Genomic DNA, 25,875 nt, shown 5'->3' on the forward strand with positions numbered 1-25,875 from the left:
ATAAGCTTTATCAAAAAGCAACAAATGGATAACAAATTAAATCTGCGCACCGTAAGCGTGACCCGATATATCTTGCCTCTTCGAGAGGGAGGTTCGTTACCTGCACTTGCAGATGCTGATGATGGTTTTAAATATGTGTTGAAATTCCGGGGCGCGGGTCAGCGGGAGAAAGCTCTTATTGCTGAATTATTAGGGGGAGAAATTGCCCGAGCTTTGGGATTGAAAGTTCCCGAGCTGGTCTTTGCAAATTTAGATCCTGCTTTTGGCAGATCTGAGGGAGACGAGGAAATTCAGGACTTACTCAAAGGAAGCCAAGGACTCAATCTTGCCCTTCATTTTCTATCTGGGGCAATCAACTACGATCCCGTAGCCATGACTACAGATCCGTATTTAGCTTCGCAAATAGTCTGGCTGGATATGTTGATAACGAACGTAGATCGAACTTTTAGAAACACGAATATGCTTATCTGGAATCGAGAGCTTTGGCTGATAGATCATGGTGCTTCATTTTTGTTTCAGCATGCTTGGGTCAATTGGAAGAAAAATGCTGAAGGTCCATTTCCAATTGTTAAAAATCATGTACTCCTTCCTATGGCTTCAGAGCTGGAAAAAGTCAATGAAGCATCTAAAAAGATATTGACACTGGATAAAATCAAGACAATAGTAAATACCATACCACAGGAGTGGCTGCTTGCCGGAGGCGACTCTGAAGACGCCGAAGAAAGTAGGCAAGTGTACGAAAACTTCCTCAACCTCCGACTTTCCTATTCTGATCAATTCATAAAAGAAGCTCAAGATGCAAGAACAGCACTTATATGAATATGCCATCATCCGCGTAGTTCCGCGGGTGGAAAGAGAAGAATTCATCAACGTCGGTGTGGTAATTTGTCATTGGAAAAGAGGTTTTCTAGGATGCAAGATTCAGCTAGATTCTAATAAATTGCTGATGTTGGATCCTAAGGCAGATGTAGAAATGATTCAGTTAAACTTGGCTTCATTCGAAAAAATATGTGCCGGCACAGCAAATGGAGGAAATATAGCTGCAATGGATTTGGCTTCCAGATTTCGCTGGCTTACCGCGGTCAGAAGCTCTATTATACAAACTTCGCGGCCGCACTCAGGATATGCAGAAGATCTGGAAAAAACGCTGCAAAAATTATTCAACGAAAATATAGCTTAGAACAAATCTGTTCGCTACTCACCATTATACAACAAAAAAACCCGAAGGAATCTTCGGGCTTTTCGTTCTACGGGTTGTGATTATTTATACGTAATTATTTAGCATCACTGGCATTACCAGCATTAAGATGTCTTCGTTTTCGTCTTGTTCAGCTGGAAGTATCAAGCCCGCACGGTTAGGAGCTGAGAACTTTAAGCTAACTTCTTTACACGAAAGGTTATTCAACATTTCTACAAGGAACTTCGCATTAAACCCGATTTCGATATCTTCTCCATCATGCTCGCAGGAAAGTCTCTCGTTAGCCTCGTTTGAGAAATCAAGATCTTCTGCAGAAATCATCAATTCGCTACCAGTCAATTTCAATCTCACTTGATGTGTAGTCTTATTCGCATAAATCGCGATACGACGGAGAGAGCTCAACAACTCCGAACGATCAATAGTCATCACATTTGGGTTTTCCGAAGGGATTACGTTTTCGTAGTCAGGGAAACGCTCGTCAATCAGACGGCAGATCATTTTTATGTGATTGAAATTGAAATAAGCATTGGACTGATTGAACTCTACTGTCACGGGAAGATTTTCAGATGGCAAAGTTGACTTTAACAAGTTCAAGGCTTTACGTGGAATGATCAACGTAGCTGCTTCCTGTGAAGCGATATCCACTCTTCTATATCTTACTAATCTATGTCCGTCAGTTGCAACAAATGTTGTATTTGTCGGGCTCAAATTGATGTATACACCAGTCATTGCGGGACGTAGCTCGTCAGAACTGGTGGCAAAAATCGTATTGGAAACTGCAGATGAAAGAACCTCGGTGGACATATCCACAGAAGTCGCATTGTTTACCGTGGGGATTTTTGGGAAATCAGTGGCATTCTCACCAGCAAGACGGTACCGACCATTATCAGAACTGATTTCAACCGCATAAGTATCATGGTCAATGCTAAAAGTTACCGGTTGCTCAGGTAGATTCTTCAGGGTTTCAATCAAAATCTTGGCTGGCACGGCGATATTTCCATCTTCTTTGGCCTCCACGCTTATTTCTGTAATCATCGAAGTCTGCAGATCAGATGCAGTGATGGTCAAAAGACTCTCTTTGATTTCAAAAAGAAAATTTTCCAAAATTGGCACTACGGGATTGGTTGTCACCACACCGTTGATAGCCGAAAGCTGCTTTAATAAGGCAGAAGAGGAAACAATAAATTTCATATGATTTAAATTTTTCTTTTGAAGGCCATATGGAATCTTGCATACATTATTACTATCCCAAAGTGAGAAGTTTAGTCATGCTCGATTTCATATCGTAGGGCTTATTTTATTTTTACTTTTGAATGGGGGTAAATTTATAAATAAATTCTAATTCGAACCTCCGTATAAATGATTCTCTGGAAAATTAATGAATAAGAGAGGCAATAAATCTCTAGTTTACTTTTCTGCTGAATTTATTTCTCCTAATCCACCATACTATTCCTCCAAATGATAATAAGACCATCACTGGAGCTAATACATTGATAGTTTGCCAAAACACCTTTTCTTGCTTCACTTTGACTTTATTCAAAGGACGAATCTGAAAAGTACGCGTCCGCGAGTCAATGATTCCGTCTGGATCGGTTAGGTACTGCGCCAGATTTTTTAGGAAAAGCTTATTTGCATAGGTAGTTTGGCTAAACGGATCTTCCCCCAACGCGAGTGGAGCTCCATCCTCGAGATTGGTTTGAGACTGAAATACATCGCCGTCGCCAATCACAACTACTTTCCCACTGCCGTTTTCTTTAAAGTCTGCTTTGGCAAATCCATCCGGAAGGAAACGATTTTTATACAAAGAAGTAAAATTGCCTTCAAGCAAGTAAACCAGTGGCAAATTTTTGAGCCCATAAAGATCTACATCGGGTTCTTGCTCCATGTCACTGAAGGCTACTCTGACCGGTGCAGGCAAAATCCTGGAAAAATCAGAAGTAAAAACTAAAGGTGTCTTTACAACTCCATCAGCTTTTACTGTATCCATACTACTTGCAAATCGGAAATTTACAACGTCCAAACCCTTAGTGATAGCGTGAGATTGCATTCGGCCAGCATTGATGAAGAATGGCCAAGGGAGTGGAACCATCTGCTGCTGATTGCCGAAATTACCAGCCATCACGGGAAAGTATCCGAAGTTCAAATCCTGAATCAAATTCTTGTTCACCCTAATTCCATAGCGGAAAAGCAAGTTATCCAGCCCCAGATCTAACGGCATCGCCAACGTACCTTCACCACCTGCATTTTCTATATCCACAGCCACGCCGTCTAGTGAGACTACTAGATTCCCGCCGTTCATTACATATTGATCTAAAAGATAAAGCTCACGCTCCGTGTAACTTTCTCTGGGACCTTGGATAAATATCACAGCAAAATGAGCCAGATCAGCTGGTTTTTCTGCCTGCTCCAATGGTACTTTGAATAGCTCAAATTCTCCGTCAAGGGCTTCCACCATCCCAAATCCTTCATCAGAATTCATCTCGCCGTGCCCCATAATCATGGCTATCGCAGAAGATTCCGGTGAAATCAACTTACGGATGGCATTACTCAATTCAAATTCCAGATTTTCGATGGACTGATTTAGGATTTGATCAGGGCTCATCCCCCGTTCTCCTTTTAGAATCAAGGCTCCAGTTTCGAATTCCTCATTGCTAACCAGTATGCCAGGGAAAATAAGCTGAGTCTGTAACCCAGTAGGTTGGTTTACAGAAAGGTTGGTGGGATTGATGCCATACTGAGTTAGAGAAAGGACAAAGTCCTCTTGCTCTTTAGAATCTATACTGAGTTGATCAAAATATGAAAAGGTGATTTTTTCAGGACTGTAGGCATTGAAAGTCCTAATAGTTTCCTCTACGGATTTTTGCAATCTTCTCATCCCACCTGGCAGATTCTCTCCTACCAAAAGAATATCCACGTGAAGTGGCTCTGTGATTTGTGAAAGCACTTCTTCTGTAGCGGGGTGAATAGTAAACCTCTTTTCCTCAGTCAGATCTATTCTGAAATAAAGAAATTGCGCAAGTAAAAAAAACAATATAATTCCTGCAGAAAGAATGATCCATGGTTTGGTAATATGTGTAGCAGAGTTTTTCATTTATTCCTCAAAATCAAAACTGAAGCACCCAAAAATGACCAGATCATTCCAAACATAAAGAACAAATCTCCTGAACTCACCACACCCCTACTGAGACTGATGTAATGATAACTCAAACTCATTTCCTCTATCCAATAACCAAAATTACCAAGTTGCATTTCCGCAACTGCGGAGAAACCAAAGTAAAGCACAAAGCATAAAAAGACTCCCAAAACAAAAGCTACCACCTGCTGAGAAGTCAGTGAACTTGCGAATAAGCCAACAGCTGCAAATACAGCTCCGATCATAACCAAGCCTATCCAAGATCCAAAAAATCCCGCCTGATCAATATTCCCTATAGGATCCCCAAGCTGAATAACACTATATAGATATAGAAGAGTAGGCAAAATGGCTACCATTACCAGACAGATCAAGGCTAAGTATTTGGCTAGAATGATCTGGAGCAAGGAAAGTGGAGAAGTCCTCAACAATTCCCAGGTGCCTGTTTTGCGCTCATCAGCAATCGCCCGCATCGACAGCGCCGGAACCAGAAAAGTAAACACATAAGGAGTATAAGTAAATAATGGCTCTAGGTCTGCAAAACCATAATCCAACACGCTGGTTTCTGGAAAAACCCAAACGATCAGGCCAATCGCCACTAGAAACAACGCCAGAACCAGATAGCCCAAAAGGCTTCCAAAAAAGGAATTGATTTCTTTTAGAAAAAGGCTTTTCATGTGCTTTTAATTTATTCTTTTAGACAAAAAGCATCCCGCACGTAAAGTTTATCATTCTACGCATTGGTGATTTCCCTAAAAATTAATTCCAGAGTTTTTTTACTTTGATTCAGACTGATCAGATTTAATGAACGCTCATGGATGACGTTCATTATTGCTTTTCTTGCAAAAGCAGGATCTTTGGTGGAAATGAGCAATTCATTCTTTCCTTTTGATGCAAAATCAATTTTCCCCAAATCTTCAAACCATTCTATTTCCAGTTCTTCTTCAGTTTCCAATACGAGAATCGTCTCCATAGAATTGGATTTTAGATTTTCCAGTGATTCGGAAGCCAAGATTTTGCCTTTGTTAATGATGACTACATCATGACAAATCGCCTCCACTTCCTGCATGATGTGCGTGGAAAGAATCAAGGTCTTATCCTTAGATACTTCTTGAATAAGATTTCTTATTTCGACAAGCTGATTAGGATCGAGACCAGTCGTAGGCTCATCCAGAATAATCACCTGCGGATCATGAATCAATGCTCTTGCCAAACCCACTCGCTGTCGGTATCCTTTGGAAAGCTGACCGATTTTCTTGTGTTGCTCTGGCTGAAGACCGGTGCGGTGCAGCATTTCTCTCACCCTTGTCTGTAAATACTGGCCAGAAAGCCCGTATAATCCACCAGAAAATTCCAGAAATTCCCTGACAAACATATCCAGATATAGCGGATTATGCTCAGGCAGGTATCCGATAAGTGAGCTGACTTCCTGAGGAGAGAGAAGCGCGTTCTTTCCCATTATGTTCACACTACCAGACTCCGCTGACAAAAAGCCAGTTATGATTTTCATGGTAGTAGATTTCCCCGCACCATTTGGCCCTAAAAATCCTAAAATCCTTCCTGGCGTAGCTGAAAAAGAGACTCCATCAAGAGCCTTTTGACTTCCGTATAGTTTGGTTAATTGGGATACTTCGAGTGACATGTAGCTTTTTTAGTCAGTCAAAAGTAAGGAAAAAATAGAGTTTCTTAAGGCGGATACGGATTTGGATGTTCGAATCCTTAGTCTATTAAATACTCCCATTCGCGCTGATTCGAAAAAGCCTACACCCCAAATACAAGTTATTAGTATTCCGAATGTAGGCTTTATTAGATGTTTAATAGTAAGCAGTTTAGGCTAACTTTCTTATTACTTTAGTATGAAACCAAGAGATCCTCCTATTTGCAAATGAAGTTTTGAAATAAGTCAAAATTATTTTTCAAATCACTTACCCGAATCCAACTTTTCGAGTAGTAGATCTATTTCTGTAATCCCCACATATTCAGCTACCAGCTGCTTTTTTGAATCATATACATAGATTGAAGGTACACTTCGTATTTGATAGAAGGTAGCCACATTCATATCCGCATCGAGAAGAAAGTGAACAAAAGGCTTATTCTTGATATTCAATCCATTTGCAAATTCTATTATCTCCTCGACAGGCTGCACTGTAGTCAAAATCAGATTGTAATCCTTAAACTCATCTATTCTCTTTGAAAGAGTACCGAGTTCTTCCTGGCAAAGATGACAAGTGGAGCTGAAATAGATAAAAAGCGTTGGCTTATCTGCCGCCAACTGATGGATGGAAAATGGCTTCCCATTTATATCATTCAACGTAAAATCCGGAAGTGTCTTCGGGGCAGTAAGCTCAGCAGCTTCTACGGTAGTTCCTATTTGAGAAATGTAACCCAAGTAAGTAGCGCCACCTAATAGGACTACTATAAGAATAATCAGATTTGTTTTTTTCATCGCTTAGATCTGTAAAAGATATCTTTCAAAATAAACACATAGCTCCCTTATTACAATTTTAAAGTTGCCTAAAGGTCATTTTTTGTTTTGCGTATAAGGTATAAAATGGAATAAACATCACGGGTAAGAATTAAATCCCACGTTACTGATTTACTTCTTCCCTTTTGGTCTCAACGGTCTGCACTCTATATCAGCCACGAAGTAATTTGGATGCGTTTCCAAAGTCTGCACAATAGTAAGAGCTACATCCTGAGGACGCATCATATTTTCATTCGCTATAGTACCTTCTATCTCATCAAAGAAATTGGTTTGCGTAGATCCTGGATAGATAGTGGATACTTTAATACCAAAATCCCGAAGCTCCATATACATAGAATGTGAAATGCCCCGAACCGCATGCTTTGTCCCAACATATCCTGCAAAGTTTGCTACTCCATTTAATCCTGCAATAGAGGCAATATTTATAATATGCCCTTCATCAGCGACTTTCATTGCCGGCACCAATCGTTTACTTACATAGAAGATTCCGTGAACGTTAGTATCAAACATGGACTTCCAATCTTTAGATGACATTTCTTCAAATTTACCCGCAACACCATAACCTGCGTTGTTGATAAGAATTCGAATATCAGAACTCAACTTACTCTTGGTCTGCTGAAATGCATCTTCCACAGAATCTTCATCAGATACATCACAGCTGAAAAAATGAAAATTATCGTGCTGAAAGTCTGGAGCATTTCTCCCCCATCCGGCAACCACAGCTCCTTTTTCAATTAACAATTTGACTACTTCCAAACCTATTCCTTTGCTGACGCCTGTGACTACAGCGATTTGATTATTGATTTCCATAGTTATTAAACAAGTTATTTATCCTACAAAGGCATTTATTGAAAAATAGTTCTTTCCCGAAAACAGATTTTACGATCTGTGTCATTCATGCTTGAGCTTTGATGTAAATTTCTATTTTTGGATATACATACACCAAACCATCAACTATGAAGAGATTATCACTAGCCATATTGCTGGCTCCAATTCTAATATCCGGAACAGCTTTGGCGCAATCAAGTTTAAGACCTGCTATAGATACAAAGGCAAATGCTATCGAATCTAAAGTCATAGAATGGCGACGGGATATCCACATGCACCCGGAATTGGGAAATCAGGAAGTGCGAACAGCAAAGAAAATTGCAGATCATCTTCGATCATTGGGAATTGAGGTAACCGAAAATGTAGCAGTAACTGGAGTTGTAGGCGTATTAAAGGGAGGAAAACCAGGCCCAACCGTCGCTCTCAGAGCCGACATGGATGCTCTTCCTGTCACCGAGCGAAATGATTTACCATTCAAATCTGTAAATACCGCAACTTACAATAGTCAGGAAACCGGCGTGATGCATGCCTGTGGTCACGATTCGCACGTAGCCATTCTTATGGGAGTGGCAGAAGTGCTGGCCAGCATGAAAGATGATCTCGAAGGGAATGTAAAATTCCTATTTCAACCAGCTGAAGAAGGAGTTTATGACGCAGAAATTGCCGGTGCAGAATTAATGGTAAAAGAAGGAGTGATGGAAGATGTGGACGCAGTTTTTGGTCTTCATATCGCTTCACAGATGGAAGTTGGGAAAATCGGTTACAGATCCGGTCCAGCCATGGCTGCAGTTGACAATCTGGAAATCACTATTAATGGCCGCCAGGCTCATGGAGCCTCCCCTTGGTCAGGAATTGATCCGATTGTGACAAGTTCACAGATCGTAATGGGGCTACAAACAATTCTTTCCAGAAGTGTAAATATCACACAGGACCCTGCAGTAGTCACTATAGGGGCGATTCATGGTGGAATCCGTCATAATATCATTCCAGAAAAAGTCGAAATGATCGGAACAATCAGGACTTTTGGAGATGAGCAACAAGAATTGGTACATAAAAGAATCACTGAGATTGTGACCAATATAGCAGAGAGTGCAGGAGCCACTGCTGACTTAAAAATCGAGAAACTCTATCCTTCTACAGTAAATAACCCAGAGCTTACTGCTGATATGCTTACAACAATAAAAGCTGCTGCAGGAGATGAAAATGTCATAAGTATGCCTCCGATTACCGGAGCTGAGGATTTCAGTTTTTTTCAAAGAGAAAAGCCAGGGTTGTTCATTAATCTAGGAGGGATGAAAAAGGGCGGTGATCCCTTGACCACACCTTCACACCACACACCGGGATTCTATATCGACGAAGGTGGGTTTGTATTAGGAGTGCGAACCTTGAGTTATTTTGTAGTAGATTATATTGAACAGAATAAGTAGAAAGTGTTTATACACAAGTATCTAAACAGTAAAAAAACCCGATTCGTGATGAATCGGGTTTTTTGTTTCTATTTAACTTTGAATCAAAAAAGAGGAGGAACTTTAAAGTCACCCTCATTATATTTTTCGAAGATGAAGTTCTCATCAGACATTTTTTTGTAGGCAGCGATCTTCCCAGCCGTGTTATTAGTAATGAAGGCATTTAACAACTCCTTGAAAGCAGGAAAACTCAGCGCTTGCTGCAGGGCATGACCGTCTTTGATCAGCAGTAACGTGCAATTGGAATAGTACTCGGCGAGCACATCATATGACTTGGAGAAGATCAATTGATCAAAGGCGCCTCCGATCAAAGTCATTTTACCCTCAAATTCCAGCAGCCCATCGTAGTTGGTGCCATAGAAATCAAAGTTGTCACTTTGATAAGCACTCCATAGTGGACCGCTCATTTTTTTCAAAACTTCTAAACTTGGGTTGATTTTCTGTTCAGAATCCTGAAATCCTGAGAGAGCGATTGCATGTTCAAACACCCTCACCATTAAAGGGATGTTGCGTGCTATATCCTGATTTGTAGCTAGCCCAGTCAATACATGCTGAAAAGTCAAAAAACCAATCAGGTTCTCTTTGGATAAGGACTTCCCGGCCTGATTCTCTCTATCGAAATTTGCATAATAACTAAAATCCACCTTCTGCTCATCACTAAGCTTCAAATCCGAGAACGACAATCCTGAGGAAGGAAAACTCAAGTTCTTCTGAATATCAAAAACCAAAGGATTGACGCTGATCATTCTGCTAACATTCTGAGGATATATGGAAAGATAATGTTGCAAAACCATCGCAGCCGAGGAATACCCAAGCAAAATCACATGCTTATCCCCGATTAGTTCTTGCCGGATCACTTCTATATCGCGGGCTACTTGATCTTGATTGTAAAGCTTGTACGCCAATTGATAATCTGGACTTCCGGAAAGCACCACTCCCCTCTTTAACTCTTCATTATCCTTTCTGCCTTTGATCAAAACAAAATTGCTGGACTCAGAGAAATCCAGCAATTCATAGAAAGGCAAATAAAGTTCATCAAATGCATCCTCTAAGAGAAACACGGTTTCCTTTTCCGAATCAAAATTATTTAAGAACTCAACTTGAATTTCGATTTTCCTTGAATCGGGTAATAGGTGGTTGTATGGAACCAAAAAAGATTGTGCCTGAAGGGATGCACTGACAAAAACAAAAAATAAAACTAATCTCACATCTCAAATTTTATCATTGCAAATAAAACTTCAAACAGATGGAGATTAGTTTTAGAGAAAATTAACCTTTCCCATTATAGACTATTTCCCTTTATTTTTTTGATGCTTAGTCTTCAGCTGATTTCTATTGGTCTTGGCTTTAGAGTTCTTATTTCCACGCTTTTTCTCTTTCTCCTGCGCCTCTAAGTGTGCATTTGGTTTTTTATGCTCCTTTTTCTCGTGAAAAGCTCCTTTGTAATCAGGATTATCACGCTGGAGTAAGCGATCAAGCTCCCGAGCGTAGGCTTGCTTTTCCTCATAGGGAGTTGGCGTAATGTCTACTTCAGAAGGGATTTCCGCTTCCTCCACCTTCATGCGTATGATTTCTTCGATTTTATCGAAGTGATATTCTTCTGCTGGGTTCACAAAGCTGATTGCCTTGCCCTCATTCGTCGCTCGGCCTGTTCTCCCGATTCTATGCACATAATCCTCATAAATCAATGGCACATCAAAATTGACCACATGAGAAACCATTGTTACATCAAGCCCTCGGGAAGCAACATCTGTCGCCACCAAAATCCGAACGTCCCCACCTTTAAAATCCTCAATGGAATTGATTCTTGTATTCTGTCCTTTATTGGCATGAATCACGCGAACTTCTCCATAACTTCTATGACTCAGAAAGGCGAAAACCTCTTCTGCATTTCTTCTTGATCTGGTAAAAATGATAGCTCTGTTGATTTCTTCATTTTTAAAGAGATGAGCAAGAAGACTAAGTTTGGTCTTAATATTTGGAACAAAGTATTTCACTTGACCAATTGTCTCAGCTGTAGTAGCCTGAGGAGTCACTTCTACTCCTTCCGGAAATTCCAAAAACTCCGCTGCAAAGCGATCGATCCGTTCTCCAAAAGTTGCGGAGAAAAGTAAGTTCTGTCTCTTTCGAGGAATAACCTCCAAAATCGATCTGATCTGAGGCATAAATCCCATATCCATCATTTTATCTGCTTCGTCTAGGACGAAGGTTTTGATTTCCTTGGTCAGAATCTTTCCTTTTCTATATATATCCAGAAATCTTCCCGGAGTAGTTACAATGATATCAACTCCCTTTTCCAGTACTTCTATCTGAGTTTTTGGACCCAACCCTCCATAGAGCGCTACCATTCTCAGATCTGTATATTTTGCCATTTGCAAAACCACTTCTTCGATCTGCATCACCAACTCGCGAGTTGGCGCCATAATCACAGCTCTGGCATGATCTCCTTGTGCATACTTCACCTTCATAAGAACCGGCAACACATACGCAGCAGTCTTACCCGTACCTGTCTGAGCTATACCCAGCACATCATGTCCTGCAAGAGCTAGCGGAATGGCCTTCTCCTGAATTGGGGTAGGATGAACATATCCGGCATCCGCCACGGCATTTAATAGCTGTCGATTTAGCTTAAATGCTTCAAAAGTTGAGGCCTCATTGCTCATGATTCGTTAATTTTGGTTGAAATAGTAAAATCCTAAAAGGAGTAAAGATGAAAAGTATTCTGATCACCGGTGCAAATATAGTCAATGAAGGCCGGATAAGTCTTGGCGATGTGTTAGTAGAAAATGGAAGAATTTCAAAGCTGGGTGATGACCTCAGTTCGGAGGTGGCTGAAATTCATATTGATGGGACTGGAAAACATCTTTTCCCAGGTCTAATCGACGATCAGGTACACTTCAGAGAGCCAGGACTCACTCACAAAGCTGAGATCTATACCGAAGCAAAAGCTGGAGTCGCAGGTGGCACCACTTCTTATATGGAAATGCCAAACACTATTCCACAAGCCACAACAGTGGAATTGCTCGAGCAGAAATACACTAGAGCTTCAGAAGTTTCGCTTGCGAACTACTCCTTCTTCATGGGAGCTACTAACAGCAACTTGGATGAGATCATGAAAGTGGATTTTGAAAAAGTCTGTGGATTAAAGATTTTCCAAGGTTCTTCAACCGGAAATATGGTCGTGGATAATATTGAATCCCTAGAAGGAATATTTAAGGAGTGTAAAGCAATTATCGCTATTCACAGCGAAAACGATGACATCATTAAAGCCAACTTGGACGAATATAAAGCTATCTATGGAGATGATATTCCTGTTAAATTTCACCCAAAAATAAGATCCGAGGAAGCGTGTTACGATGCTTCAAGCAGAGCGGTAGCTATGGCAAAAAAACACGGAACCCGTCTTCATATTCTGCATATCAGTACAGCTAAGGAATTAGAGCTTTTTACCAATAAAATTCCCCTTGAAGAGAAAATGGTGACTGCTGAAGCATGCATTCACCACATGTGGTTTGCTGAAGAAGATTATGCCACTAAAGGAAACCTTATCAAATGGAACCCAGCCATAAAGACAGCAAAAGATAGGGAGGCAATATTCAATGCAATGCTAGACGGAACCATTGATGTAGTAGCCACAGATCATGCTCCGCATACTTTGGAAGAAAAAGCGCAGGTGTATACCAAAGCTCCTTCGGGAGGACCGCTTAACCAGCATAGCTTAGTTGCGATGCTTGATTTCTACCACCAAGGCAAAATCAGCCTGGAGAAAATTGCCATGAAGATGTCGCACAATGTAGCTACACTATTTAGCATCAAGGATAGAGGATTTATCAGAGAAGGATATTATGCCGATTTGGTATTGGTAGACTTGAATAATCCATGGGAAGTAGCAAAGGATAATATTTTATCCAAATGCGGCTGGTCGCCTTTCGAAGGTTACACATTTCAGTCAAAAGTCACACACACAGTCGTTTCTGGACATTTGGCGTACGAAAACGGAACATTCCATGAAGAGAAGAATGGAATGCGTCTTAATTTTTCAATAAATTTTTAACAATCCTGTTGCGCTGATTCACCTTAATCATTACTTTTGCAGACCGTTTGGAAGAAACCAGTCCAGATGTATAAATGGTGATTGTAGCTCAGCTGGTTAGAGCGCTGGTTTGTGGATCCAGAGGTCGCCGGTTCGAACCCGGTCTTTCACCCAAAAGCCCCTCATGCTGAGGGGCTTTCTTATTTTAAAGGCTTGTGTTGGCACAGCATTTGATAAAACGTGCCAGAACTAAACCAACTTCAGATGTTTACTTTGTTCAAAACTTCGCCAAAATTTCCTCAAGTAAAACCCATCAACATTAGCATGGCAAAAAGTTACTTAATGAAATTTGAGGAATCGCTTAGAAATTTCGAAGAACTCCAAAAAGAAGCGATTCATTCCTAATTATTTCAGTAAAAAACAAAGGTTATGGAAACATAACCTTTATTTTTTGTCATTTGATTTTTCTTGTCGGTGCAAAACTCTATTTTTAACGACATAGAATTTTGCCCTCATGAGTTATATCCATTTCGATAAAACACAACTAATTAATCTGAACTATTCTCTTGAACGAGAGATCATCAGATCTAACCGTTCAGGTGCCTACACAAGCACTTCAATTATTTGCTGCAACACGCGCAAATACCATGGATTGTTAGTCGTCCCTCAGCCACAAATTGACTCCCAAAGTCACGTTATGCTGTCTACTGTTCATGAAACAGTTATTCAACGTGGTGCAAGTTTCAATCTGGGGATCAGTAAATTTCCGGGAAACTATTCTCCAAGGGGACATAAATACCTAGAGGATTTTGATTCAGAACCAATTCCTAAATTAACTTACCGCGTAGGTGGAGTTCTTTTGCAAAAGGAACTCATCCTGGACACAAACAGAGATCGTTTGATGATCCGATACACGTTATTGGATGCTCATTCACCTACAAAAATTCGCATCCAACCTTTTTTGGCTTTTAGACCTTATCATAATCTTTCCAAAGCCAACACTCACATCAACAAGAAGTATAAAAAAACTCCAAATGGAGCTGTTTTTCATCTCTATAAAGAGTATGATCCACTTTATCTGCAAGTTTCCAAGAAAATGGAATTTGTACCGGCACCGGATTGGTATTACAATGTCGAATACATTCTGGAGCGGGAACGTGGATATGATTACCAAGAAGATCTATATGTACCAGGCTATTTTGAGTTTGATATTGAAAAAGGAGAATCTGTCATTTTTTCCGCAGGACTGACTGAAGCCGATCCGAAGACACGTCAAAATGCCTTTGAGAAAGAAATAGCGAGAAGAATTCCTAGAAGCAATTTCATTAATTGTCTTAAAAATGCAGCAGGACAATTTATAAGACAACGGGATGGAGACACTCGGGTTATTGCAGGATATCCATGGTTTGGATGGTGGGGCAGAGACACATTTGTGGCTGCACCAGGTCTAACCCTCGCAACAGGAGATTCGAAAACTTTCCTTGAAATCATGGACACAATGTCCCGTGATCTGAAAGGACCTCTTTTTCCTAACGTAGGAAGCGGAGTGACTACCAATATGAATTCAATTGATGCTCCACTATGGTATTTCTGGGCATTGCAACAATACGTAATATATACTAAGGACAGCAAGACAATCAAAGATCGATATCTCGGAAAAATGAAAGGGATTATTGATGGATATATCAATGGGACAGAATTTAACATCCATATTCTGGAAAATGGTCTTGTTTACGGAGGAGAGGATGGAAAAGCCCTTACCTGGATGGATGCCGTGACTCCTGATGGACCGGTCACACAGCGAAATGGGTGCCCTGTAGAAATCCAGGCACTTTGGTATAATGCCCTTTGCTTTTATCATGAATTAACTGGAGATTCAGAAGCAGCAGAATATTCAGAGAAAATAAAAGGTACTTTTGAAAAAGAATTTTGGTCTGATGAACATGGTCACTTAGCTGATTGCATTAATGGTGAAGAAAAAGATTGGTCAATCCGGCCAAATATGATTTTTGCCACTTCTTTACCATATATTATGCTAAGTGAAGACAAATGTGATCAGGTACTTGAAACTTCAAAATCAAAACTTCTTACTACACGTGGGATGCGCTCACTTTCACCAGATGACCCAGCATATAAAGGATATTATTTCGGAGATCAGGTCAGCAGAGACGAAGCATATCATAACGGGACGGTCTGGGTTTGGCCTTTAGGACATTTTGTTGAAGGGTATATAAAGCTTCATGGGAAATCGGGAGCTAATTTTATCCAAAAAATTGTTAAAGGATTTGATGGTGTAATGACCCAATATGGAGTAGGCACAGTGGCAGAGATTTATGATGGAGATCCCCCTCACCGACCCAAAGGGGCTATTTCGCAGGCTTGGAGCGTTTCTGAATTACTTAGAATGATGGATTTGGTCAAGAAGATATAAAAGACTTTTTATGAAGGTGCTAATGTTTGGGTGGGAATTCCCACCACATATTTCAGGAGGTCTGGGGACAGCGTGTTATGGCTTGGTCAAAGGGATGGCTCATCATAACCAAGACATCATATTTGTGGTGCCAAAGCTCTGGGGTGACGAAGAACCACTTGCTGACTTTGTCAATGCAAGTGATGTCACGATTGATTATCGTGAGAAAAGATTTAAAAAGTTTTGGAAAAACCTCACCTATCTGGAAGTGAGCAGTTTCTTGGTACCTTATCTGGGGCCTGATGAATTCAAGAAATACACTGACTACTCCATCCATGACAGGACGGATGTGGATGAAAGTGTATTTTCAAATAAATTTCAGTTCAGCGGTAAATACGGCAAAGACCTGATGATGGAAGTGTCCCGCTATGCGTTGGTTGCTGCTAATATTGCAAAAAACAAAGAGCACGATATCATCCATGCCCATGATTGGCTATCCTTCCCAGCGGGAATTGCAGCAAAAGAAATAAGCGGCAAACCCATGATTGCACATGTTCACGCTACTGAATTTGATCGGTCAGGTGAATCTGTAAACCAAGTGGTTTATGACATCGAAAGAGCCGGTATGGAGGCTGCCGACCATGTGGTCGCAGTAAGCCAATTGACCAAAAACATAATCATTAAAAAATATGGAATACCTGCAGAGAAAGTAACAGTGCTACACAATGCAGTGCTCGATGCAAGTATTATTAAATCCAGCTATCAGAAAAAGGTGCCCGAAAAAATCGTGACTTTCTTAGGAAGAATTACTTTTCAGAAAGGTCCTGAATATTTCGTGGAAGCTGCAAAAAAAGTGATCGAGCGAGACCCTAACGTCCGGTTTGTCATGGCTGGAAGCGGAGATTTACTCAATCGAATGGTTGATCGGGTAGCTGAATTAAGAATGGGAACCAAGTTTCATTTCACAGGATTTCTTAAAGGAGAAGATGTCGACCACATGTATGCTATTTCAGATGTGTATGTGATGCCATCCGTTTCCGAACCATTTGGAATATCCCCTTTGGAAGCTGTAAGGCATAATACGCCTGTTATTATTTCAAAACAATCCGGCGTAGCGGAAGTACTGAACAATGCCATTAAAATCGATTTTTGGGATATTGACTCCATGGCAGATGCAATCTTTGCGCTGCTGCACTATGATGGTATTTCCAGAATGTTCAAAGAGCTGGGAACAGAAGAATTGAAAAAATTAAAATGGGAGCATGTGGCTGAAAAACTTGTCACAGTTTACCGGAAAACATTACACCAGATACCATGAGAACGATATGCTTTTATTTCCAGGTTCATCAGCCTTACCGTCTGAAACCTTATAGATTTTTTGACATAGGAGAGGATCATCACTACTGGGACGATTTCTCCAATCGAAGTATCATGAGAAAGGTGGCGCAGAAATGTTACTTGCCCATGAATGCGCTCCTGCTTGAGCTTATCAATAAGTACAATGGAGCATTTAAAGTTAGTTTTTCGATTTCGGGAACATTTATGGACCAAATGCAGGTGTATGCTCCTGATGTACTGGAAAGTTTCCAGAAATTGGTAGCTACCGGTCATGTAGAACTCATGAGTGAAACTTTTTCCCACTCACTAGCCTCACTTAAAAGCAAGGATGAATTCAAAGACCTGGTGTATAAGCATCAGGCTAAAATCAAAGAGCTTTTTAACGGATATAAACCAAAAGTATTCAGAAACACAGAATTGATTTATTCTGATCAGATAGGTGCATTGGTTGCGGAGATGGGCTACGAAGCGATGCTAACGGAAGGAGCCAAGCATATTCTGGGGTGGAAAAGCCCAAACTATGTTTATGTAAATAGCATTGAACCAAAATTGAAAATTTTGCTGAAAAACTTTCAGCTAAGCGATGACATTGCTTTTAGATTTGGGAATAAGTCATGGAATGATTATCCATTAACCACAGATAAGTTTATCAACTGGATCAATGCTATTCCGAATGAAGAAGAAACTCTCAATCTATTTATGGATTATGAGACATTCGGGGAGCATCAGTGGGCTGAGACTGGGATTTTTGAATTCATGAAACATCTTCCTGAAGAAGTATTTTCGAAAACAAATTTCGGGTTTTCAACTCCTTCTGAAGTGGCTTCGAAAATTGCACCGGTCGGAAAAATACATGTTCCAATTCCTATTTCGTGGGCAGATGAGGAAAGAGACTTAACAGCATGGTTGGGAAATGATCTGCAAGATGAAGCTTTTGACCGACTTTACGACTTGGAGAAACTAGTCAAAACGATTGATGATGAGGAAATTCAGCGGGATTGGAGATACCTACAGACTTCGGATCACTTTTATTACATGTGTACAAAATTCTTTTCTGATGGAGATATTCACTCCTATTTCAGTCCCTATGATTCTCCTTACGATGCATTCATCAATTTCATGAATGTGCTGAGTGACTTCATGATTCGTCTTAAGGAAAAGGATGCACTTTCGCAGCAATAACTCAAGTATTTTTATAAAGCAAAAAGACCGACGATCATCGGTCTTTTTGCTTTATAAATTTCTTTGGATTCAAATATTTTCCTTACAGATTAATAACTCTCTCCCTCATTCGGAAAATCCTTACTCTTTACATCTTTGATGTATTGGCCAAATGCATTCATCATTATTCCTTCCAAATCAGCGTATTGCCGCAAAAACCTTGGCTTGAACTCCTGGGTGATCCCCAGCATATCATGCACCACTAGAACTTGCCCATCTACCCCTCCACCGGCACCAATGCCTATAATTGGAATAGAAACTGACTCAGCTACTTTTTTGGCAAGTTCGGCAGGGATTTTCTCTACGACTATAGCAAAGCAACCCAGTTCTTCCAAAAGCTTCGCATCTTCTAGAAGTTTGTTCGCTTCAGCATCTTCTTTCGCACGAACAGTGTAAGTTCCAAATTTATAAATAGACTGCGGAGTCAGGCCCAAATGCCCCATCACTGGAACTCCTGCACTTAATATTCTGGCAACGGATTCTTTGATTTCAGATCCACCTTCGACTTTCACAGCATGTGCACCGGATTCTTTCATGATACGAATTGTAGATCGCAATGCCTCAGAGCTATTTCCCTGATAGCTTCCAAAAGGAATATCCACCACCACAAAAGATCTGCTCACAGCTCTTACCACTGAAGAAGCGTGATAGATCATTTGATCCAAGGTAATAGGCAAAGTAGTCTCATGGCCAGCCATGACATTTGAAGCTGAATCACCAACCAGGATAATATCAATTCCCGCGGCATCCACGATTTTTGCCATAGAATAATCGTAGGCTGTAAGCATGGAGATTTTCTCACCACGATCTTTCATCTCTTGGAGAATGTGCGTAGTGATTCTTTTTACGTTTGCAGAAGAGTGTACTGACATGATTTTAATGTAGATAAACGAAGTAGTTATCTCCTGAGAAATCTACTTTAATATGTTCATTGAGTGTAGTAGAAAGTTCAAAACCTGTATAATCAGGCCGGATAGGAAATAATCCATGACTGCGGTTAACTAAAACAGCGATTTCCATTTTATAAAGTTCCTCATCCAAAAATGGCTTCATGGCATAGACCAAAGTCTTTCCCGTATTAAGGACATCATCGACTAAAATCAAGGTCTTACCCTGCAAATCTATTTCGTGGGAAAGCCTGACTTCTTCAGTGGCGATGTGAGCCTTATCCAAAATAATTTCTGTTTGCTCGATAGTAAGAGGGGAAATGGCTCTAAGTTCTGTAGCTAGCAGATCTGCTAGAGTTTCCCCCATTCCGGAAATACCTGCAAATACAACGGCTTTTGAATTAAGATTTCTTTCATAAATCTCATATGCCATCCGGGTGATTTTCTTCTTTATCTGTTCGTGGTTGAGTACTTCGCTCATGTTGTTTTTCAAAAATGAAAATTAGGCCAATTCTACTTGGATTCAAAATCAAGCTAGCAGCTTATCTGTAGTCATCTTCTTCATTGAGAATGTTCAAATAACTCTCATAGCGGTAGGGGTGGATATATCCGGCTTCTACTTTTTCGAGCACTACACATCCTGGTTCGTTTACGTGCCTGCAATTATTGTATTTACACTGTCCCAGATATTTCCGCATTTCAGGAAAATAATGAGATAGTTCATTGTCATCTATATCCAAAATCCCAAACTCTTTAATACCCGGAGTATCGATCAAATCACCGCCATTTTCCAAAGCAAAAAGCTCCGCAAAAGTTGTAGTATGAACACCTTTGGATGTAAATCCTGACACTTCTTTGGTATGTTGCGCGGCATCGGGAACCAAGGCATTGAGCAAGGTAGATTTGCCTACTCCTGAGTGACCTGAGATCAAAGTAGATTTCCCTGAAAGCACTGAGTCAAATTTTTCTTTCAAATTCTCCTCCTTTAGCGCAGAAACTTCCATTACTGGATAGCCCAGCGGCTCGTAAATTTCATGGATGTCAAGTATCCAATCTTCCGCGTTGTCCCCTGACAGCAGATCCATCTTATTGACTACCAAAATTGAGGGGATCCGAAAACTCTCTGTACTTACTAAAAATCTGTCAATAAAACCCAAAGAAGTTCTCGGGCTTTTCATGGTGATGACTAGGATTGCCTGATCTAGATTGCTGGCTATGATATGCGAGAAATGCTGCTTTCTGGTTGATTTTCTGATCACGTAGTTGTCCCTAGGAAGAATATCTGAAATTACGGCAGTCTCCTGATTATCTTCCTTAGCTAGTTCCACCCAATCTCCCACAGCTATAGGATTAGTCAGCTTCATGTCATCCTGCTTAAATTTGCCCTTCAGTCTGGAAGCAATGACTTCCCCTTCTGTCTGCACCAGATACCAGCTTCCTGTGGACTTTATCACTCTTCCTTTCATAGGATTATATATTTTTCAGCAGTCATATAGGATATCGTTGGCTATAATCATTCTTGCAAAAGCAATTCTCATTGTCGATAATTAATCAACCCTAGTTAATTGATTTGTTCCGGACTTTATGCTTTTGTAATTAGATCCTCCACTTTTGCTATAATTTTGTCAGCTGCACCACTATTCATTTGTACCCATTTTTTTGCTGAATCAGCACTTTGCTGATAAAATTCAGGTTGCTCAAGTTTTGCAAAAACTGATTTCAAACTTTCCTCATCACTAACTTCAAACCCGCATCCATACTTCTCACTCTCTCCTCCTTCAGGAAATTTTGCAGCCTTTTTTACCTTGCCAAAAATCACCGGAATCCCGAAACCCAAAGGCTCCAAAATATTGTGAAGCCCCTTCCCAAAGGCACCTCCTACGTAGGCTACTTTAGCAAACTGATACAATGAACTTAACATTCCAATATTATCTATAAATATCACCTCAGGAGAAAGATCAGAGTCCCACTGAGAATACCTAGTGGCAGATAAGGACAATTGAGCTGACCAGCGATTCATAGGTTCAGGATTTAAATCGTGCGGCGCTACTATCCATCGATATTCAGGATTCGCATTCATCAAAGGAATCAGTAAATCCATATCTTCCTGCCAGACAGAACCAGCAACAATTGCCTGCCTTGCTCCGATCCATTTAGCGAGTTCAGGAAATTCTTTGAAATTCTTTGCCGTCTCCGATACTCTATCAAATCTGGTGTCACCAGTAAGGTTGGCATCCTGATAGTCAATTGACTTAAGCAATTCCAGTGTGCTTTGATTTTGGGTGAAGATATAGTCGAACTGAAATAATATTTTTCTGAAAAACCCATTTCGTTTAAAATAGATCTGGTCAGGCCTAAAGGCTGCAGAAAAAAGAACCATAGGAATCTCTCTGGATTTAATAGCCTCGATATGATGATACCAAAGATCATATTTGACAAAAAATGCTACATCAGGTTTCAGATTTTTCACAAACTTCTTCGCCAAAGTTTTACTGTCAAGAGGTAAATATGTGATAAAATCCACATTCAGTTGATCCTTCTTGATTGCATTATCGTATCCAGATGGGCTAAAAAAACTTACGGCAATTAATTGGTCAGGACGTACCCGCTTCAACTCAGCTATAACTGGTCTTGCTTGTTCATATTCTCCTAGCGAGGCCACATGAAACCATGCTAATGGACCGACATTCTCAGACCTGAAATCAGTAAGTCTTTGGAATAGATTTTTTCTCCCAGAAGAGAAATGTTTAATTTTGGGGATGAAGAGCCCACCTAAAAGTAAAAGTATTCTGGCTAAAAATATTCCTATTCTGTAAATCCATTTCATTTATCAAAAATAGCCATTTGAGTGGAAATAGTTTTACTCACTCCTAATTCCGTCGGAATACACTGATTGATAAATTTTAAGATTTACTCTAAAAAACACAAACAGAGCCGTGCATTCCCCCTTAAAAATAATTACATTCATAGCCTTTGTCTTTTTTAACCGCATATCAAGTCCAGAGTTAAAGTAATATGATTAGAGTTTTATTTGTTTGTCTTGGTAATATCTGCCGCTCACCTTTAGCAGAAGCTATTTTTATCAAAAAGGTAAAAGAGGCAGGAATGGAGACACAATTTAAAAGTGATAGTGCCGGCACATCGGATTTCCATATTGGAGAATTACCAGATGAGCGGACCATAAAATGTGCGGCTAAATACAACTTGCCGTTAAATCACAGAGGAAGACAAGTTAATCGTACCGATTTTAGGGACTTCGAATACATCCTGGCCATGGATGACCATAATTTACGGAACCTGAATAATTTAAAAGTCAGATATGGCTTTGCCGATAAACAGATCCATTTGATGAGGGATTTTATTGCTGAAACCAAAGGAATGCCTGTTCCTGACCCTTACTATGGCGGGCAAGAAGGTTTTGAGGAAATATACCGGATTTTAGATCAGGCACTTGACAGTTTTTTGGCACAGGTAAAAGCGACACATCATCTCTATGCCTGATCAGCAAGAGATCTACAAACGAATACTTGTTGAAAAAATCGGCTCTGAAACTGAGCTAAAATATGCGTCGAAGATCGCTGCAGGGAATCACAATCAGGGCATTCGAGTTGAGACTAATAAGGGTGTATTCTTTCTAAAATTAAACTTCGATCACGAAAAGGATGTACTTCAAAGAGAAGCTGAAGGTCTGGAAGCGCTCCGCAAATCAACCTTTTTAAAAATACCCCAAATTCATGGGTACGGTAGAATCGGAGATTATAATTTTTTATTGACTGAATTTATCCAAGCTGATAGGAATAGCGCTGATTATTGGGAAAATCTAGGATTAGGTCTTGCTCATCTACACCTGACTCATCAGGAGAAATTCGGGCTAAACAACAACAATTACATTGCATCTATACCTCAAAAAAACTGTCCGACTCAAAACTGGACTGAATTCTTTATTGAGCAGCGTCTGGATCCCTTGCTGGGAAAAGCCTATTTTGACAAGCTTATTACTTTGGGATTTTTCAAAAAGTTTCAGGAAATCTATCCTAAGCTTGAATCTATTTTTCCATCTGAAAAACCATCTCTGCTACATGGCGATTTATGGTCAGGAAACATACTAACTACTTCAAATGGCCAGCCATGCCTGATCGATCCAGCAATATATTTTGGCCACAGGGAAATGGATATTGCTTTCAGTCGCTTATTCGGAGGTTTTGATTCCAGATTTTACCAAGCTTATGAATCTATTTTACCACTCGAACCAGGATTTGATAATAGAATATCCATTTATAATCTATATCCCCTTTTAGTGCATTTGATTCTTTTTGGTACGGCCTACCTTCCGGGAATTGAGAGAACAATCACCAAATTCATAAGGTAGGCCGAGACTAAATTACCAATCAGGAAAGATCCAGTTTCTCCTTACCACCACTCTTTACTGCTTTAAAAATCGTATCTATAATCTTCATATCCTTAACTCCCTCTTCACCATTTACCGGGACTTCAGGTTTTTTCCCATCGAAAATTATAGCAGCCATCTCATCCATTTGAACGGTTTGATGAGTCACAATTGGCTCATTTAGCGGGCCTTTGTGCGTCATTCCCTTAATTGGTCCGTAGCCGGTAGAAGGTTGCATTTCCACCCAACCTTTACTTCCATTTAAGTAAAAACGATCCAAATCGTTCATGTAATAGGTAGAAAGACAGGAAGCCGTAGCCCCACTTGGGAAGCCAAACTGAAAGGTAATGGTCTCATCTATTCCTTCTTTGAATTTCTCAGGATTACTTTTTGTCTCTTGCGCAGTGACCCAGATCGGCTCTTCACCCACCATATATCTTGCGCCATTGACTGCATAAATCCCAATATCCATCATAGCACCTCCACCTGAAAGTGCGGGATCTAATCTCCACTGGTTAGGATCACCGATTACAAAACCACACAAGCCTTGAAAAAACCTAATGTCACCCAGCTCCCCGTCTTTGCGCATTCTGATTACTTCCAGCGTATTCGGCTCGAAGTGCATCCTATACCCGATCAACAAGTGTACACCTGCAGCTTTACATGCATCTACCATCGCTTGACCATCAGCTGCGTTGACCGCCATTGGTTTTTCGCAGATGGCATGTTTTCCGGCCTTTGCGACCCGGATCACTTGATCCTTATGTAGCGCATTGGGAGTGATCACATATACCGCATCGATGTCTGGATTATCTTTGATCGCATCAAAGTTTTCGTAGTTGTAGCAGTTTTTCTCAGGAATACCATATTTCTCCTGCCATGCTACAACTTTCGATGGAGTACCGCTGATCACGCCAACCAACTTAACTCTTTTACAAGTCTGAATAGCTTCAGCTACTCTTGTTCCATAACTTCCTAATCCCATGATGGCAACTCGTAAAGTTTTTTCGTCTCGAGTAAATTCAGAAATAGAATCTGCCATAGCGGTAAAGGGATTTAAAGTTGGAACAGTCAAAGCCATAGCGGAAAGGCTGGCTTTTTGTAAAAATACTCTTCTGGTTTTCATAGTTTAGGTCAGGTTTGAGTTTAGATATCCTGAAAATATTGATTTTAAACCAAATACTCTTATTCTGGACAAAGGACTTTGCTAATAACTTTTAATTTCTCCTCCTAACAACCTGAATTGTATTTCTAGTGCTTTGCTCCAGCAACACTTGATATCCGTTGAGTAAACTAGGCATAGCTTCCATGTCAGGATGAAGCACTGTCAATAATTCCAATCCTTCATTATATCTGATTTCAAAGTCCTGATTGAGTTGCTCAAGAAGCTTCTCCAATTTAAACAACTGCGAATCGATTACGATGGAAATGGTTATTGCTGAGGTCTGCAGCATGTTCACACGAAGCTTCAATACCTTCAATTTTTCATAGATCTGATGAATGTGCTTCTCTTCGATAAAAGTAAAATCGGTGACTTTCAAGCTGACCAAAATCTGATCTTTTTTCAAAATAAATGTAGGAATAGAGACCGATTGTGCTGTCGAATGGATTTTGGTCCCAGCTTCATCAGGATTGAGAAATGACTTTACAAAAAGTGGAATTGATGCGTTTGCAAGCGGTTTTATTGTTTTGGGATGAATAACTGAAGCGCCATAAAACGTCATTTGTGCTGCTTGCTGATAATCCAGCTCTTCAAAAAGTGTAGTATCGGCAAACAACTTAGGGTCAGCATTGAGCACACCCGGTACATCTTTCCAGATAGTCACTGAGGCTGCATCAAGACTTGCCGCCAATATCGCTGCAGTAAAATCAGAACCTTCCCTACCCAAAGTAGTTGGCCTTCCTTTAGAATCAGCACCTATAAATCCTTGGGTCAGAACAGGAAATTGATCAAGTTTTGGTTTTAGTTGAGACTGACAATTCAGACGGGTCTTCTCCCAATCTATTTTAGCAAATCTAAAATCGCTATCCGTTCGGATCAGCTCCCGCGCGTCTTGCCAAAGCACAAGTAAATTTTCTAAACAGAGGTACTCCATTACAATTCGCGAAGAAAGGAGTTCTCCAAAGCCTATGATCCGATCATAATACTCATCATAATTTTCTTTTGAAACCTGCTTATTGAATTCATGATGCAGCAGGATAAAATAGTTTTCAATTTTTGGGAATATTACATGATCCTCAGGAAAAAGTTCTTTGCAAATAGCTAAATGATACTCTTTTAATATTGTACTATTCCCTGAATAATCTTTGTCTTCCATTCTAAGCGAGAGCATAGTCTCGAGCTCGTTCGTAGTTTTCCCCATGGCAGAAACTACAATGACACAATTATTTCGCAATCGATTACGAAGAATAATAGCAAGGTTTCTTACAGCAGAGGAATCTTTAACAGAGGCTCCACCAAATTTATGGATTTGAATTTTTCCCATTAAAAT

At 40.2% G+C, this 25,875-nt stretch carries 23 protein-coding genes and 1 tRNA gene; 10 read left to right on the forward strand and 14 right to left on the reverse strand.

The features are described 5' to 3' along the window. The first annotated feature begins 24 nt into the window (after nt 1-24). Complete coding sequence (locus AACZ73_RS00745) at nt 25-819, forward strand: HipA family kinase (protein WP_339874533.1); 795 nt, start codon at nt 25-27, stop codon at nt 817-819. After that, on the forward strand, nt 797-1,180 hold the full coding sequence (locus AACZ73_RS00750; protein ID WP_339874535.1) for a DUF3037 domain-containing protein: 384 nt from the start codon (nt 797-799) through the stop codon (nt 1,178-1,180). The genes AACZ73_RS00745 and AACZ73_RS00750 overlap by 23 nt, the downstream gene beginning before the upstream one ends. 84 nt (nt 1,181-1,264) lie before the next feature. Here the strand turns inward: AACZ73_RS00750 and dnaN are convergent, their stop codons facing one another. The 6 genes from dnaN to AACZ73_RS00780 form a co-directional block, all read right to left on the reverse strand. Beyond that, complete coding sequence (gene dnaN / locus AACZ73_RS00755) at nt 1,265-2,389, reverse strand: DNA polymerase III subunit beta (RefSeq protein WP_339874537.1); 1,125 nt, start codon at nt 2,387-2,389, stop codon at nt 1,265-1,267. Nucleotides 2,390-2,600: 211 nt separating this feature from the next. Continuing rightward, complete coding sequence (gldG, locus tag AACZ73_RS00760) at nt 2,601-4,289, reverse strand: gliding motility-associated ABC transporter substrate-binding protein GldG (protein ID WP_339874538.1); 1,689 nt, start codon at nt 4,287-4,289, stop codon at nt 2,601-2,603. Then, nucleotides 4,286-5,005 (reverse strand): gliding motility-associated ABC transporter permease subunit GldF, encoded by a 720-nt coding sequence (gene gldF, locus AACZ73_RS00765; protein WP_339874539.1) that lies wholly within the window; start codon nt 5,003-5,005, stop codon nt 4,286-4,288. Before gldF ends, gldG begins: the two co-directional genes overlap by 4 nt. A 56-nt stretch (nt 5,006-5,061) precedes the next feature. Next, a complete protein-coding gene (gene gldA, locus AACZ73_RS00770; RefSeq protein ID WP_339874541.1) occupies nt 5,062-5,970 on the reverse strand; it encodes a gliding motility-associated ABC transporter ATP-binding subunit GldA in 909 nt (302 codons plus the stop codon). Nucleotides 5,971-6,249: 279 nt separating this feature from the next. Beyond that, nucleotides 6,250-6,774 carry a TlpA disulfide reductase family protein gene (locus AACZ73_RS00775; protein ID WP_339874543.1) on the reverse strand — a complete coding sequence of 175 codons (525 nt, stop codon included), beginning with the start codon at nt 6,772-6,774 and terminating at the stop codon, nt 6,250-6,252. A 150-nt stretch (nt 6,775-6,924) separates the two neighbouring features. Beyond that, nucleotides 6,925-7,623 carry an SDR family oxidoreductase gene (locus tag AACZ73_RS00780; protein ID WP_339874545.1) on the reverse strand — a complete coding sequence of 233 codons (699 nt, stop codon included), beginning with the start codon at nt 7,621-7,623 and terminating at the stop codon, nt 6,925-6,927. 146 nt (nt 7,624-7,769) lie between these two features. Here AACZ73_RS00780 and AACZ73_RS00785 point away from each other — a divergent pair, with 146 nt between their 5' ends. Next, nucleotides 7,770-9,068 (forward strand): amidohydrolase, encoded by a 1,299-nt coding sequence (locus AACZ73_RS00785; RefSeq protein WP_339874546.1) that lies wholly within the window; start codon nt 7,770-7,772, stop codon nt 9,066-9,068. An 83-nt stretch (nt 9,069-9,151) separates the two neighbouring features. Here the strand turns inward: AACZ73_RS00785 and AACZ73_RS00790 are convergent, their stop codons facing one another. Both AACZ73_RS00790 and AACZ73_RS00795 read right to left on the reverse strand, forming a co-directional pair. Next, on the reverse strand, nt 9,152-10,315 hold the full coding sequence (locus AACZ73_RS00790) for an alpha/beta fold hydrolase (protein ID WP_339874547.1): 1,164 nt from the start codon (nt 10,313-10,315) through the stop codon (nt 9,152-9,154). Between the two features lie 81 nt (nt 10,316-10,396). Next, nucleotides 10,397-11,770: a DEAD/DEAH box helicase gene (locus tag AACZ73_RS00795; protein ID WP_339874548.1), complete on the reverse strand. Its 1,374-nt coding sequence runs from the start codon at nt 11,768-11,770 to the stop codon at nt 10,397-10,399. Nucleotides 11,771-11,817: 47 nt separating this feature from the next. On the opposite strand from AACZ73_RS00795, the gene AACZ73_RS00800 reads away from it, so the two are divergent. The 5 genes from AACZ73_RS00800 (at nt 11,818) to AACZ73_RS00820 (ending at nt 18,070) form a co-directional block, all read left to right on the forward strand. After that, the gene (locus tag AACZ73_RS00800) at nt 11,818-13,161 is read left to right on the forward strand and encodes a dihydroorotase (protein ID WP_339874549.1); all 1,344 of its coding nucleotides are present in this window, start codon (nt 11,818-11,820) and stop codon (nt 13,159-13,161) included. 76 nt (nt 13,162-13,237) lie between these two features. Further along, nucleotides 13,238-13,313: transfer RNA gene (locus AACZ73_RS00805), tRNA-His, on the forward strand. Between the two features lie 341 nt (nt 13,314-13,654). Next, nucleotides 13,655-15,571 carry an amylo-alpha-1,6-glucosidase gene (locus AACZ73_RS00810; protein ID WP_339874551.1) on the forward strand — a complete coding sequence of 639 codons (1,917 nt, stop codon included), beginning with the start codon at nt 13,655-13,657 and terminating at the stop codon, nt 15,569-15,571. 10 nt (nt 15,572-15,581) lie between these two features. Continuing rightward, on the forward strand, nt 15,582-16,868 hold the full coding sequence (locus tag AACZ73_RS00815; RefSeq protein ID WP_339874553.1) for a glycosyltransferase family 4 protein: 1,287 nt from the start codon (nt 15,582-15,584) through the stop codon (nt 16,866-16,868). Beyond that, nucleotides 16,865-18,070 (forward strand): glycoside hydrolase family 57 protein, encoded by a 1,206-nt coding sequence (locus AACZ73_RS00820; protein ID WP_339874554.1) that lies wholly within the window; start codon nt 16,865-16,867, stop codon nt 18,068-18,070. Before AACZ73_RS00815 ends, AACZ73_RS00820 begins: the two co-directional genes overlap by 4 nt. 89 nt (nt 18,071-18,159) lie before the next feature. Here the strand turns inward: AACZ73_RS00820 and panB are convergent, their stop codons facing one another. The 4 genes from panB to AACZ73_RS00840 form a co-directional block, all read right to left on the reverse strand. Continuing rightward, nucleotides 18,160-18,981 (reverse strand): 3-methyl-2-oxobutanoate hydroxymethyltransferase, encoded by an 822-nt coding sequence (gene panB, locus AACZ73_RS00825; RefSeq protein WP_339874555.1) that lies wholly within the window; start codon nt 18,979-18,981, stop codon nt 18,160-18,162. Nucleotides 18,982-18,985: 4 nt separating this feature from the next. Next, on the reverse strand, nt 18,986-19,477 hold the full coding sequence (locus AACZ73_RS00830) for a phosphoribosyltransferase family protein (protein ID WP_339874557.1): 492 nt from the start codon (nt 19,475-19,477) through the stop codon (nt 18,986-18,988). Between the two features lie 61 nt (nt 19,478-19,538). After that, entirely contained in the window at nt 19,539-20,462 is a 924-nt protein-coding gene (rsgA, locus tag AACZ73_RS00835) for a ribosome small subunit-dependent GTPase A (RefSeq protein ID WP_339874558.1), read from the reverse strand. 116 nt (nt 20,463-20,578) lie between these two features. Continuing rightward, nucleotides 20,579-21,823, reverse strand: a complete 1,245-nt coding sequence (locus AACZ73_RS00840) for a glycosyltransferase N-terminal domain-containing protein (RefSeq protein WP_339874559.1) — start codon at nt 21,821-21,823, stop codon at nt 20,579-20,581. A gap of 188 nt (nt 21,824-22,011) precedes the next feature. Here AACZ73_RS00840 and AACZ73_RS00845 point away from each other — a divergent pair, with 188 nt between their 5' ends. Both AACZ73_RS00845 and AACZ73_RS00850 read left to right on the forward strand, forming a co-directional pair. Beyond that, a complete protein-coding gene (locus AACZ73_RS00845; RefSeq protein WP_339874561.1) occupies nt 22,012-22,497 on the forward strand; it encodes a low molecular weight protein-tyrosine-phosphatase in 486 nt (161 codons plus the stop codon). Next, a complete protein-coding gene (locus AACZ73_RS00850; protein ID WP_339874562.1) occupies nt 22,490-23,365 on the forward strand; it encodes a fructosamine kinase family protein in 876 nt (291 codons plus the stop codon). Before AACZ73_RS00845 ends, AACZ73_RS00850 begins: the two co-directional genes overlap by 8 nt. A gap of 19 nt (nt 23,366-23,384) precedes the next feature. On the opposite strand, the gene AACZ73_RS00855 is transcribed toward AACZ73_RS00850, so the two are convergent. Together AACZ73_RS00855 and AACZ73_RS00860 are read right to left on the reverse strand one after the other, a co-directional pair. Next, nucleotides 23,385-24,509 (reverse strand): Gfo/Idh/MocA family oxidoreductase, encoded by a 1,125-nt coding sequence (locus AACZ73_RS00855; RefSeq protein WP_339874563.1) that lies wholly within the window; start codon nt 24,507-24,509, stop codon nt 23,385-23,387. A gap of 91 nt (nt 24,510-24,600) precedes the next feature. Then, nucleotides 24,601-25,869: an aspartate kinase gene (locus AACZ73_RS00860; protein ID WP_339874565.1), complete on the reverse strand. Its 1,269-nt coding sequence runs from the start codon at nt 25,867-25,869 to the stop codon at nt 24,601-24,603. Between the last annotated feature and the right edge of the window lie 6 nt (nt 25,870-25,875).

It is taken from the genome of uncultured Algoriphagus sp. (assembly GCF_963974835.1).
Lineage (GTDB): Bacteria > Bacteroidota > Bacteroidia > Cytophagales > Cyclobacteriaceae > Algoriphagus.